The sequence below is a fragment of the Streptomyces sp. BK239 genome (genome assembly GCF_004217285.1).
In the GTDB taxonomy this organism is placed as follows: domain Bacteria; phylum Actinomycetota; class Actinomycetes; order Streptomycetales; family Streptomycetaceae; genus Streptomyces.
In genome coordinates, this window is sequence record NZ_SHKS01000005.1 from 23,515 (window position 1) to 35,891 (window position 12,377).

The 12,377-nt window shown below is 66.1% G+C and carries 9 protein-coding genes and 1 pseudogene; 1 reads left to right on the plus strand and 9 read right to left on the minus strand.

The genetic code is table 11. The annotated features are described in order from the left end of the window. Window positions 1–6: 6 nt before the first annotated feature. The 3 genes from argS to EV567_RS16500 form a co-directional block, all read right to left on the minus strand. Window positions 7–1,776: an arginine--tRNA ligase gene (gene argS, locus EV567_RS16490; protein ID WP_130440755.1), complete on the minus strand. Its 1,770-nt coding sequence runs from the start codon at window positions 1,774–1,776 to the stop codon at window positions 7–9. A 76-nt stretch (window positions 1,777–1,852) separates the two neighbouring features. Next, window positions 1,853–3,007 (minus strand): hypothetical protein, encoded by a 1,155-nt coding sequence (locus tag EV567_RS16495; RefSeq protein WP_130440757.1) that lies wholly within the window; start codon window positions 3,005–3,007, stop codon window positions 1,853–1,855. 46 nt (window positions 3,008–3,053) lie between these two features. After that, window positions 3,054–4,268, minus strand: coding sequence for a hypothetical protein (locus EV567_RS16500; protein ID WP_130440759.1), 1,215 nt, complete (start codon window positions 4,266–4,268; stop codon window positions 3,054–3,056). 230 nt (window positions 4,269–4,498) lie between these two features. Here EV567_RS16500 and lysS point away from each other — a divergent pair, with 230 nt between their 5' ends. Then, the gene (lysS, locus tag EV567_RS16505; RefSeq protein WP_130440761.1) at window positions 4,499–6,241 is read left to right on the plus strand and encodes a lysine--tRNA ligase; all 1,743 of its coding nucleotides are present in this window, start codon (window positions 4,499–4,501) and stop codon (window positions 6,239–6,241) included. Between the two features lie 60 nt (window positions 6,242–6,301). Here lysS and EV567_RS16510 read toward each other — a convergent pair. From EV567_RS16510 to EV567_RS16535, 6 genes and pseudogenes are all read right to left on the minus strand, one after another. Next, window positions 6,302–7,102: pseudogene (locus EV567_RS16510) on the minus strand (hypothetical protein); the annotation flags it as partial. A gap of 121 nt (window positions 7,103–7,223) precedes the next feature. Next, entirely contained in the window at window positions 7,224–7,709 is a 486-nt protein-coding gene (locus tag EV567_RS16515; protein WP_130440763.1) for a hypothetical protein, read from the minus strand. Window positions 7,710–7,852: 143 nt separating this feature from the next. Next, window positions 7,853–10,123, minus strand: a complete 2,271-nt coding sequence (locus EV567_RS16520) for a hypothetical protein (protein WP_130440765.1) — start codon at window positions 10,121–10,123, stop codon at window positions 7,853–7,855. A 58-nt stretch (window positions 10,124–10,181) separates the two neighbouring features. Next, complete coding sequence (locus tag EV567_RS16525; protein ID WP_130440767.1) at window positions 10,182–11,015, minus strand: hypothetical protein; 834 nt, start codon at window positions 11,013–11,015, stop codon at window positions 10,182–10,184. Window positions 11,016–11,120: 105 nt separating this feature from the next. After that, window positions 11,121–11,783 carry a Crp/Fnr family transcriptional regulator gene (locus EV567_RS16530; protein ID WP_130440769.1) on the minus strand — a complete coding sequence of 221 codons (663 nt, stop codon included), beginning with the start codon at window positions 11,781–11,783 and terminating at the stop codon, window positions 11,121–11,123. Between the two features lie 35 nt (window positions 11,784–11,818). Beyond that, the gene (locus EV567_RS16535; RefSeq protein WP_130440771.1) at window positions 11,819–12,313 is read right to left on the minus strand and encodes a Pycsar system effector family protein; all 495 of its coding nucleotides are present in this window, start codon (window positions 12,311–12,313) and stop codon (window positions 11,819–11,821) included. Between the last annotated feature and the right edge of the window lie 64 nt (window positions 12,314–12,377).

Genomic DNA, 12,377 nt, shown 5'->3' on the forward strand with positions numbered 1-12,377 from the left:
GCGCCGTCAGAGCTTGTCCGGGGTGCGGATGCCCAGGAGGGCCATGCCCCGGTGGAGGGTGCGGGCCGTCAGGTCGATGAGGAACAGACGGTTCTCCTTCTGCTCCCCGGTCTCGGCCTTCAGGACCGGGCACTGGTCGTAGAACGTCGTCAGGTGCGAGGCCAGCTGGTAGAGGTACGAGGCGAGCTTGTGGGGCTCGTGCGCGGCCGCGACCTCCAGGACCGTCTCCCCGAACTGGTCCAGGTGCAGACCCAACGCCCGCTCGGCGGCCGCGAGTTCCAGCTCCGGGTGGGGAGTCGGGGTCGCGCCCTCGGACTTGCGCAGGATCGACTGGACACGGGCGTACGCGTACTGGAGGTACACCGAGGTGTCGCCGTTGAGCGAGACCATCTGGTCCAGGTCGAACTTGTAGTCCCGGACCGCCGACGTCGACAGGTCGGCGTACTTCACCGCGCCGATGCCGACGTGCCGGCCGTTCTCCACGATCTCCTGCTCGGTCAGGCCGACCTTCTCCGCCTTCTCCCGCACGACGGCCGTCGCCCGCTCCACCGCCTCGTCGAGGAGGTCGACCAGCTTCACCGTCTCGCCCTCACGGGTCTTGAACGGCTTGCCGTCCATGCCCAGCACCGTGCCGAAGGCCAGCTGGAAGGCCTTCACGTCGTCGTTGAGCCAGCCCGCCCTGCGCGCCGTCTCGAAGACCATCTTGAAGTGCAGGGACTGGCGGGCGTCCACGACGTAGAGGAGCGAGTCCGCCTTGAGGTTGAAGACGCGGTCGCGGATCGCGGAGAGGTCGGTCGCCGCGTAGCCGTAGCCGCCGTCCGACTTCTGCACGATCAGCGGGACCGGGTTGCCGTCGGGGCCCTTGACGTCCTCGAAGAAGACGCACAGCGCGCCCTCGGAGCGGACCGCCACGCCGGACTCCTCCAGGAGGCGGCAGGTCTCGGCCAGCATGTCGTTGTACCCGGACTCGCCGACGATGTCCGCGTCCCGGACCTTCATGTCCAGCTTCTCGAAGACGGAGAAGAAGTAGATCTTCGACTCGTCGACGAACTTCTGCCACATGGCGAGCGTGCGGGGCTCGCCGGCCTGGAGGTCGACCACCCGGCGACGCGCCCGCGTCTTGAACTCTTCGTCGGAGTCGAAGACCTTGCGCGCGGCCTTGTAGAGGCGGTCGAGGTTGGACATCGCCTCCTCGCCGCTCACCTCGGCGTCCTTGTGGTCCAACTCGTGCGGGTGCTCGTCCAGATACTGGATGAGCATGCCGAACTGGGTCCCCCAGTCGCCGATGTGGTGCCTGCGCACCACCGTCTCGCCGGTGAACTCCAGGAGTTGGACCGCCGCGTCCCCGATGACCGCCGAACGCAGGTGACCGACGTGCATCTCCTTGGCCACGTTCGGCTGGGCGTAGTCGATCACCGTCGTGCCCGGGTGCTCTGCGTACGGGACGCCGAGCCGGCCGGTGTCGTCGGCGTAACGCGCGGCGAGGTTCTCCGTGATCGCCTTGTCCGCGACGGTGATGTTCAGGAAGCCGGGGCCCGAGACCTCGACGTCCTTGATCACCTCACCGGTGACGATCTCGGAGACCACCTTCGTCGCCAGCTCCCGCGGGTTCGCCTTCGCCTTCTTGGCCAGCGCGAGGATGCCGTTGGCCTGGAAGTCGGCCCGGTCGCTTCGTCGCAGCAGCGGGTCCGCGCCGGCGGCCTCCGGCAGGGTGGCCGAGAGGGCGGACGCGAGGTGCTGCTCGACGGAGTCGCTGAGGGACGTGACCGAGGCCATAGGAGTGGGTGCCGTTCTCCTCGTGGAATGGGTGGACCTGGTCAGTATCCCATGGGGGGCAAACCGGTTTTCCGGCTCACAAGTGGCTGCCCCGTTCCCTGCGCCGGCCGCGGTTCCACAGCACGACGGCGCCGCCCGTGAGGACGAGTGCCGTGGCGGTGGCGGCGGTGGCGACGGCCGGCCCGGCCCCGGTGGCGGCCAGGTGCCCGCCGCCGCCCTGCGGGGAGGGCTGCGAACCGCCGCCGGCCGGGCCGGTCGACGACGGGGCGGACGACGACGGGGTCGCCGAGGGCGTCGGCGTGGCCGCGGGCGAGGACGCCGGCGGTTTGGACGGGGTGGGCTTCGCCGTCGGACGAGGAGAGGCCGGGGACTTGGCGAACTTGAAGACCAGGGTGTCCTCGTCGTTGGACTGGTTCGGGTCGAGGGGGCTCGTGGAGTAGAGGGAGGCCGGCACGCGGTAAGTCGTACCGGCGGCCTTCTTCGGGAAGTTCCAGGTGAAGGAGAAGGTGACGGTCTCGGCCGGGGCCAGCTCACGGAAGACGTCGCAGATCATCACGCCCGGGTCCGCCCAGCAGTTCTTGTCGTAGCCGGGCTTGGGCCAGTAGTCCCAGCCCATGGTGAAGTGCACGGCTTCGAGCTTGACGGGGCCGGGGCCGTGGTTGGTCACCACGAGGTCGGTCTTCACGTCCTCGCCGACCGGCGTCCTGCCCGAGGGCGCCTTCCACTCCACGCCGAGATCGGCGTGCTTGCGGACGGTGACCTTCCCCGACGCGGTGTTGTTCTCCGGCTTGGCGTCGACCGTGTCGCCGAGGTCGGCGGTGGTGGTGAACGTGAGCTCCGTCCCCGGCGCGACGTCCGCGCCGACCTTGACGACCACCTGCGCCGAGACGTCCGACTTCCCGTCCTTGGCCGCGCACTTCACGCTCCGGCCGTCGGCGGACGGCGTGCAGACGGCGTCGGCCGCGTTGTCACCGGTCCGGACGTAGGTGACGCCCTGCGGGAGCGTCAGGGTGAGACCGAGCCGCGTCACCCGACCCGTCATGAGGTCGGCGATCGCCCGTACGCCGAACGTCTCGCCGGGCGCGGTGACCTCGTGGTCGAAGTACTGCCTGGCCTCCACGTCGACCGGATCGGCGCCCGGCGCAGCGTGCACCCCCGTCGCCGTCGCGGCCAGCAGCGACAGCGTCGCCGCCCCTGTTCCGGCGTACAGGCGTCCCCATCGTGTGCGCATGTGAAAGTTCCCCTTGGTCAACGGCGATGGTCGGGATCAGGAGTGGTCAACGTGAGTCGCGCTCGTCGCGGCGCGTCCGCGCGCGTACGGCGAGCAGCGCGCCGCCCGCGACGACGAGCACCGCCGCGCCGGCGGCGAGGGCGGGCATCGGCCCGGCGCCGGTGGCGGCGAGGTGCCCGCCGCCGCTCTGCGGGGTGACACCCGAGCCGCCTCCGGTGACCGGCGCCGGCGAGGCGGTCGCCCCGGGGCCGGACCTGGACGCCGTCGGCGTGGGAGTGGGCTTCGGACCGGACGTGGAAGTCGGTGTAGGAGTGGGCTTCGGGGGCTTCGGGCCGGGCGGGGCCGTCTTGGCGACGTCCAGGACCAGTTCGGTGCGGTCGTTGTCCGCGCACGGGTCGAGCGCGCCGGAGAACAGGGTGGTGAGGACCCGGAACTTCTTGCCGCCCGACTCCTTCGGGAAGGTCCAGCGCAGCTCGAAGGTGTGGCTCTCGCCGGCCGCCAGCTCCGACGGGGTCTCGCAGACCAGGACGTCCGGGTCCGCCCAGCAGCTCGCGGGCGCGGTCGGCCAGGTCCGGAACGCCCTCGAGTCGATGTGCAGCTTCACGGCCTGGCCCGCGGCGACGGAGCCCGGCCCGTGGTTGGTGACGACCAGCTTCGTCACGACCGGCCGGCCGGGCCGCGCCGGGGCGGTCGGCGGCTGCCAGGAGACCCCGACGTCCGTGCCGGTCGCCGCCCTGACGGTCGCCGTCGCCGTGTTGTCCTCCGGCTTGTCGTCGACCGCGTCGCCGATGTCGGTCGTCGCCGTGACCGTGAGGGCGGCGCCCGGGTTCACGTCCTTGTCGACGCGGATGCCGAGCTGCTCCCAGACGTGCTCGTGCGGGGCGTCCAGTGAGCGGCAGGTGACGGTCCGGCCGTCGGCGGAGGGCAGACAGCGCCGGTACTCGAGGTTGTTCGGGTCGGTGGGGCGCGCGTAGGTCAGCCCGGCCGGCAGGGTGAGCGTCACGGCCAGCTTCGGGACGGCGCCGGTGACGAGGTCGGTGACGAGGTTCAGCTGGAACACGCGGCCCGGGGCCACGGAGGTGGGCTCGGGGCGCAGGGTCGTCCGGACGTCGGCGTGAGCGGGTGCGGCGGGTGCTGCTGCGGGTGTGGCCTGGGCGATCGTCGGAGTGAGGGAGCCGAGCAGCAGCGCGGCGGTCGCCGTGGCCCCCGCCACCGTCGTCGCCGTGGGCCTCGCCGTCGTACGTCTCGGTCCGGATCGCATGCCCCCACACCCTTCACCCGGCTGGTTCGACGAACAGTTGGACAGCCCGGGGACGCCGACGGTTGTACATGAGTTGGGCGTGACGGTCGGAAGTCGTTTTCGTGCTCGGGGGTGGGGCTGGGACAATGGGTGAGCCGGACGTGCGACCGTGACGGCCGCCGTCGGGGAAGTTCCAGACGCATCCCTGATCGATCCAGACGCATTCCTGATCGATCACTGACAAAGAGGACGTGCCGAACGTGGCTCAGAGCACCGAGACCACCGACTGGGTCTCCCGTTTCGCGGATGAGGTCATCGAGGAGTCGGAGCGTCGGGCCCCCGGCAAACCCGTCGTGGTCGCGTCCGGTCTCTCCCCCTCCGGCCCCATCCACCTGGGGAACCTGCGCGAGGTCATGACCCCGCACCTCGTCGCCGACGAGGTCCGCCGGCGCGGACACGAGGTCCGGCACCTCATCTCCTGGGACGACTACGACCGCTACCGCAAGGTGCCGAACGGCATCCCCGGCGTGGACGCCTCCTACGCCGAGCACATCGGCAAGCCACTGACCTCCGTACCGGCCCCGGCCGGGTCGCCGCACCCGAACTGGGCCGAGCACTTCAAGGCAGCCATGGTCGAGTCGCTGGCCGAGCTGGGCGTGGAGTTCGACGGGATCAGCCAGACCGCGCAGTACACCTCCGGCGTCTACCGGGAGCAGATCCTGCACGCCGTCCGGCACCGGGGCGAGATCGACGCGATCCTCGACCAGTACCGGACCAAGAAGGCCCCGGCGAAGAAGCAGCAGCAGAAGCCGGTCGACGCGGCCGAGCTGGAGGCCGCCGAGGGCTCGGGCGCGGCCGCCGAGGACGACGGCAGCTCCGGTTCCGCCGGCTACTTCCCGTACAAGCCGTACTGCGGCAACTGCGAGAAGGACCTCACCACGGTCACCTCCTACGACGACGACAGCACCGAGCTGACGTACGCCTGCGAGGCCTGCGGCTTCTCCGAGACCGTGCGGCTCAACGAGTTCAACCGGGGCAAGCTGGTCTGGAAGGTCGACTGGCCGATGCGCTGGGCGTACGAGGGCGTCGTGTTCGAGCCCAGCGGCGTCGACCACTCCTCCCCGGGGTCCAGCTTCCAGGTGGGCGGCCAGATCGTCGGCATCTTCGGCGGGGAGCAGCCGATCGGCCCGATGTACGCGTTCGTCGGCATCAGCGGCATGGCCAAGATGTCCTCGTCGAAGGGCGGTGTGCCCACCCCCGGCGACGCGCTGAAGATCATGGAGCCGCAGATCCTGCGCTGGCTGTACGCCCGCCGCCGGCCCAACCAGTCCTTCAAGATCGCCTTCGACCAGGAGATCCAGCGGCTCTACGACGAGTGGGACAAGCTGGACGCCAAGGTGGCCGACGGCTCCGCGCTGCCGGCCGACGTCGCCGCGCACTCGCGCGCGGTGCGCACCGCCGCCGGCGAGCTGCCCCGCACGGCCCGGCCGCTGCCGTACCGGACGCTGGCCTCCGTCGCCGACATCACCGCGGGCCACCAGGACCAGGCGCTGCGGATCCTCTCCGAGCTCGACCCGGAGAACCCGCTGACCTCCCTGGAGGAGGCCCGGCCGCGCTACGACCGGGCCGAGGCCTGGATCAACACGCAGGTCCCCGCCGACCAGCGGACCATCGTGCGCGAGGAGCCGGACGCGGAGCTGCTGAAGTCCCTCGACGAGACGTCCCGGCAGTCGCTGCGGCTGCTGCTCGACGGGCTGGAGTCGCACTGGTCGCTGGACGGGCTGACGCACCTCGTGTACGGCGTGCCGAAGGTGCAGGCCGGGTTCGCGGCCGACGCCACGCCCAAGGAGCTGCCGGCCGAGATCAAGACCGCGCAGCGGTCGTTCTTCGCGCTGCTCTACCACCTGCTGGTCGGCCGTGACACCGGCCCGCGCCTGCCCACGCTGCTGCTGGCGGTGGGACAGGAGCGGGTGCGGGCCCTGCTCGGGGAGTAGGCCGCTCGACGACGAGGAGGGGGCGCCCGGTCTTCGCCGGGCGCCCCTCTCCGCTGTGCGTCATGCGATGTGGTCCTCTTCCAGTTCCGCCGAGTGGCGCTTCTGGAAGCGTTCCGTCAGCGTCTTCAGGTCGCCCGGGCTCAGGGTCGTCCCGTAGGTCGCCTGGATGTTGTCGCCGAGGACCCGCGGGGTGGGGTAGCTGCCGTCTATCGACTGGCGGAACACCTGGTAGTAGGCGTCCTCGTCCGGCTCCGGGGCGCCGCCGCCGTCGCCCAGTTCCCGGGTGCGGCCGGGAGCCACGGGGATGGGGAAGCCGCCGGACTCCTCGGGGGACGGCTCCTGGGGCGGGGGCTCCTGCGTGTACTGCTCCTCGTACTGCTCGGCCTGGAGCTGCTCCTCGTACCACTGCTGGTACTGAGCCTCGGGGTCGTAGTCGGGGTTGTACCCGCCGTGGTACTCGACCTGCTGCGGGTGCCGGGCGTGCAGCCACTGGTTCACGTCGGGCTCTGCCTGGCCGTCCTGCCGCGGAGCGTTCTGGTCGCCGCCCAGGGCGGGGCGCTGCCGCTCGCCGGGAGCCGCCGCCACCCCTGCCGGCTCGGCCTGGGGCTCGGGTACGGGCTCGGGCTCCGGGGCCGGGGGCAGCAGGGCCGGCTTGATGCCCGCCGCCGCGAGACCCGCCGGGGCCGTCTTGGCCAGGGGGACGCCGTAGCGGGCCAGGCGCAGGGGCATCAGCGACTCGACCGGGGCCTTGCGCCGCCAGGCACGGCCGAAGCGGGAACGCAGCCGGGCCTGGTAGACGAGACGTTCCTGCTCCAGCTTGATGACCTGCTCGTAGGAGCGCAGCTCCCACAGTTTCATCCTTATCTCTACGCTTTTAGAGGATCGTGCAGGATGAGCTCACTAGAGCGGATGAGTGACGTGGGTTGCATGGGGCCCCGGTAACCGGGGCCGCGCGCATCAACGCCGCCTAGCGGCCACAGTGTTAGCGCTCCTTGAGCTCTTCAAGCGACTTACGGAGCGCCCGCATCGCACGATGCTGCATCTCGGTGTCAGAGAACCCTTCTCCCAAGGCTTGCCACTGCTCAAACAGCGGCCGCCACCAACTTTCGTTGGCTTGGAGCGAGCGGGCAAGCCGCTGGATGTACTCCACCTCGTCACTCTTCAACCGCTCGGGGTGGTGTTCCATCCGGTCTAGAACCACCAAAGCCGGGTCGTCATATAGGTGCTGCTTCAGAAATCGAAGGCGCCTGACCCGCTCATTGTCCGCCTGACGCTGAGCAAGGATCTCACGCGACGCAGCCGAAAGGCTCAACAGCACATCCACCTTCGTCAGCCGATAATGATCTACCTTCGCACGAGCAGGTGATCCCAGTGCGGCGTTGATAGCATCTTGCGCAAAGGGGAGGTCATAAGCCTCAAGGCGCGACGCTACTCTGGCGGCTGTCGTCGTAACGTCATGCCGGACCAAGTCCTCGACGTTCAGGTGACGGCTACGTCTTGGCCGCCACCAGACGGTGATGGTGGCCTCGAATGAGATACCCGGTGTAGCACTGGCCAGGTGGCGGGGTTGGGCGGATTCGGACCTAAGTATTCTGCGGTGCCAGAGCAGTGTCACCGGATGGGCTCCGAGAGACGAAAGACGTCCCGCTCGTGGGGATCGCCCAGCCTGCCGTACAGGTCCTCACCGATGCTGCTGCCGTCCGGCCCCTGTACGTCCGCCAAAGCCTGCATCAGCGTCATTCCTGCCCTGAAGACCTTTTGGTCACTAAGGGGGGACAGGAGTCGGTCACGGAGCCTCCCGTACTTTTCGGCGTCCTGAGCGCATGAGCGTACCCACTCGACAACAACCGGGATTGTCTCTGGCAACAGTTCGATGTCAGAAAACAGGTCTCGCAGACCATTTTCCACGTTGATGTCAGGGGGTGTGGCAGATAGCAACCAAGGAATCCCGTCTTCCTTGAGTGGCATGAGTGCGAGCAACGCGAGCTTGCCGGAGGCGCCTTGAGTGGCCTTTCGCTGCCACTTCTGGATCTCATCGATCAGGAGGTCTGTGCGGTTTTGATCAGCTAGTGCACGCCAGGCTTTGAGTACAACAGTACGGACAGAGGAGTCGCCAGCCTCCTGGACAACTCGGCGAAGCCTGACCATCGCCATCTTAGTTACGGGTACAGAGGAATCCGGATCGCGTAGAACATCGCAGCACATTGTGACTACAACAGACTGCATCTCTGGCTGAGATGCCCAGGAGTAGAGCGTTGCCCACACTAGGCGCCCTGTGTGCTCATCTTGAGCAGCGTGAGCCAATACTTTTCCGAGAACGTCTTGCTTCTGGGATTTCATTGCGGTCTTACGTAGGTCGGATAGATCCTTAGCACTCCCGAATCGGAAGGTGAGCTGAGCCAGTGTTTTGATCGCAGGGTCATCGTCACCAGCGGGGTCGCTAGCCTTCACGAGCCACTCTAGTAGGCGCGGCCGCATGATTTCATAGTTGTCCCACACGTATGCCAGGACGGCTTGCCCGTAGCCCGGGCGATCAAAGGAGATATTGTCCCTGGCGTCGACGACGGCGCCGATGTCCTGGATTCGTCTGCGTAGCCCGCGGCCGGCGAATACGCTGCCTGTATCGGAGAAGCGAGTTGTGGCGCTGTTTGAAGCTGCTTCAATTTCATCTTGCAGGTTTCGGGCGTCCGTCGCGATCTGAAGGACGGGCGAGGACTGTCGTAGGGCTAGCGCGAGCAGTAGGCATCGATCATCGAGTGGCAGCGGCCGCATACTGCGCCGCTCTCCCTCAGAGGGATCGCCAAATAGGATGTCGAGATCTTCACGCCAGTCAGCCAGTGCGTTTTCAACTTGATCGCACAGGTCCGCATCTAGCTGTGATTCTGTGCGGACCCCTACTGAGATGGCTGGAGGTCGACGCCGCGCCAGTTCCTGCCATTGCTCAATTATTGTGCTCGCTGCATGGACCGCCTCAACAGCGTTCAAGCCGGTGATCTGCTTGCGTGATTTCTCGGTTTCAGCATAATAGGTAAGTCCGGGGTGGCCAGCCTTCCGTAGATGCTCTGCGACAACCTCATGAGGGTTGGGTGCATCGCTCAAGTGAACGACATGTGCGCGCTCTGAGGACCAGGAGCGATGGCCGCGCCACAATTCCTCGGCCACGGTAAGGACGAGATAGGACTGACACTGTTCAAGCTTCTGAGCGTGACCGTCTAGATTCTTTAGGAAATCTGTTGTGGGTCGATCCTGGTCAGGGTCCTTGAGGTCAATTTGCAGAATTTGGGCAACCTCAAGAGGGAGCCGACTCACAGTCGGGCTTTCCCAGTCCGCTTCGGATCTGCACAGTTTGAAACGAACCCCTGCCTCGCGGGCTATGAATTGGTGGGCGAACGTTGTAGACCCGTAGCCGCGAGGTGCAACCACGATCAGGATACGTACTCGCGAGTTTTTGGTCGCCTCTCGGGCACTCTCCCAAGCAGGTCTCCACTTCAGGTCCTGAACGAACGGAGCACGTACGAGCAATTGCTGACGATCGAGTTCGATCCAATCCAATACATCGCGCTTACGTGTCTCGTTGACAATTTTTTCGACGTGATCCGCAACCACACCTACTGGGGCAGTAAAAGTGTAGGAGGCGCCGACACGCGGGGAGTCGCCATCCTGATTACCGAGTTGTTCGTTGGGGCCACGCCTGAAGAAACCACTCCCCATCTGCTCGGAAGTTTCAGCTGGGGTGGTCGCAGCGGATGCGCCTTCGGTATCGGGAGAGGCTCGAGGCCAGTGCGGCATTCCCCCCGGATGCGTCGGAGGGGGTGTGCCAGGGGTGTCGGGTGGGGTAGGCGGCATCTCCGGATTGGGCGACGAGAAATCCTTGTCGGACATCAGCACTTCTCCTGGATGGTCGGGCGGTCTGCATTTCAGGCTGGTCGGTTGCCGCTAGTTACCTGTCATCCTCGCGCACCGGAAAACTGATTGGCTGATAGACGGTGTCAATGTGATCAGCGACTGTGCCCACATTCGAGTTGAACTGAAACTTCGGCGCTGCGGAGGACTGCGCAGCGTTGACCGCCGTATTTGGTGTGGACGTGGCGGGTGACGATCCGATGTGCCGGTGACCGGCTGAGAGTGCGGCGAGGTGAGCTTCGATGGCGGTGCAGCTTACGCCAGGTACATGAATGTAAGCTTGCTCGTCGCGTTCGTTGAATGAAGACTTCCCAGTTACTTGCGCCGTTGCGGGTAGGAAGTCGCTTGCTGACAGCAGGTCGAGGCGACCCGCGTCCACGATGCGGTTGAAAGCAGTCTGGGAGATTACAGCGGCGACGTAGGCCCCATTGTCAACGGCTGCATTAATGCCAGCGTAGGCCAGACCGCTGTTGATCAACCTGCAAGCATTGATGCTCGCGTCGCTAGGCTCGCCGAAGGGCAATGGGCCAACGTCAAAGCTGACCCTGAGGTAAAGGGGATGGCTGGACTTCGACTGATTTCTGTTGTAACGGATGAGCTCTTGGTTCAGGTTGTTCAGTGCGGGGTCTACCATCAGTGGCATGCGGTGCGGCGTGAGGGCAAATATTGCTCCATCGCCGGTGTCCCTAAATTCCTTACATCCCCATTCTTCGGCGAGATCGCTTCGTGTGAAGGTGCGCGTTAGAATGTCGTGCAAGTCGCAGCGGAGGGACCGAACGCGGGACTCAGGTACCCGACTGAAATCCTTAATGTCCACGACGAACAGCGACTTCTCCGACGGTATGTCGCGGAAGTTGGCCTCAGATCGCATCTGTCTCTCTCCTCGGCAGGGAATGCGTGGGTCTCCGAACTGCCATGGTGCCGGGATGGCGATCGGGGGGTTGCCCACTGCTGGGCATCGCGGGCGTGTGGTGCGTCACGCAGCTCTGCGTGTAGCGCTGCGGATGGCCTCCATGTTCTTGATCAACAAGCTGCCTGTTGGCGAAGTGACGACCCAACTCCTCGACTTCCACGTGCCGATCGTCGCGCCGACAGCGTTGCGTGACGCTCCGATCAACTGCGCGAGCTCTTCTTGAGTCAAGGGCACCTTTACCTCGCCGCCTTCCGACGAGGAGGCTTCGGCAAGCCGTACCAGGGCGGAGGCCAGACGCTGCGCGACGGGTGCGGTTGCCAGTTCGAGTCGTACCTCTTCGGCTGTGCGCACGCGTGCGATGGCATGCCGCAGCATCACACCCATGAGGTTGTGGCCGGCGACGAACTCCTCGAATAGGGAAGCTGCGATGACGTGGAGGGTGCAGCGGCGTACTGCGGTGACGGTGGCGGATCTGGGTTGTGCGTCCAGCACTGACAGTTCGCCGAACAACTCACCCGCGCCGCGCACCGCGAGTAAGGTGCGCTGTCCTTCGGATCCGGTCAGTGTCACGATGGCTGAGCCCTGAGTGACCGCGACTACGTGGGTTCCTGGAGCGCCCTGATGCATCAGCACGCTGCCGGCCGGACGTGTACGTGCGGGAGCCAGGGAGCAGAGCTCGTTCCACAGTTCGTCTCCCAAAATAGCTCGATGCGGCTGGTAGATCATCTACAGCCTGCCCCCTCGGTGACAATGTGACGAGGTCACTTGAGGATCGCCGCTAGGCCCAACGCCGAAGAGCCGACGGCAGCCAACGCGAACGACCACTGCACTCGGCGATGTTTGGTCCAGGCGATCTCACTCATCACCACGATCTGCCTGGAAAGATTCGGCAGAAGATCTTTGCTCTTCAGAGCAACCTCGAGCTCCGTGGGATCCCAATGTCGCAGATGCCCGAAGAAGAGAACATCATCGTCCGGCTGCGGACCGCGTCGTTCCTTGCGTAGGTTCGGCGAGACTGCAGCGGCAGCACAGCATGCTCCGCAGACAAGAAGGGCAGCTCCAGCCCATAGAAGGATGAGGGAGATGCCGTTCTTCGGGTTGCCAGGGCGCTCCCCGGAACTGGTCAAAGCGCCGAGCAACACCAGCGCGGTCGATTGGATGGCTAGCGCGAACGAGGCTTTAGCATCAGCCTTGCCTGTCGAGTCCGCCAACCCAGCCTGCAGCTTCCAAGCTGTCTCCAAAGGATCAGTAGGCATCCTTCCCCCCCTGCTTACCGAGCACACTTCGCAGTGCTGGTGACATCAGCATGATCACACGTTG

What these genes read in the sequence shown, in the direction of transcription:
- argS (WP_130440755.1), bottom strand. Translation starts at nt 1,776, where the DNA reads ATGGCCTCGGTCACGTCCCTCAGCGACTCCGTCGAGCAGCACCTCGCG.
- EV567_RS16495 (WP_130440757.1), bottom strand. Translation starts at nt 3,007, where the DNA reads ATGCGCACACGATGGGGACGCCTGTACGCCGGAACAGGGGCGGCGACG.
- EV567_RS16500 (WP_130440759.1), bottom strand. Translation starts at nt 4,268, where the DNA reads ATGCGATCCGGACCGAGACGTACGACGGCGAGGCCCACGGCGACGACG.
- EV567_RS16520 (WP_130440765.1), bottom strand. Translation starts at nt 10,123, where the DNA reads ATGTCCGACAAGGATTTCTCGTCGCCCAATCCGGAGATGCCGCCTACC.
- EV567_RS16525 (WP_130440767.1), bottom strand. Translation starts at nt 11,015, where the DNA reads ATGCGATCTGAGGCCAACTTCCGCGACATACCGTCGGAGAAGTCGCTG.
- EV567_RS16530 (WP_130440769.1), bottom strand. Translation starts at nt 11,783, where the DNA reads ATGATCTACCAGCCGCATCGAGCTATTTTGGGAGACGAACTGTGGAAC.
- EV567_RS16535 (WP_130440771.1), bottom strand. Translation starts at nt 12,313, where the DNA reads ATGCCTACTGATCCTTTGGAGACAGCTTGGAAGCTGCAGGCTGGGTTG.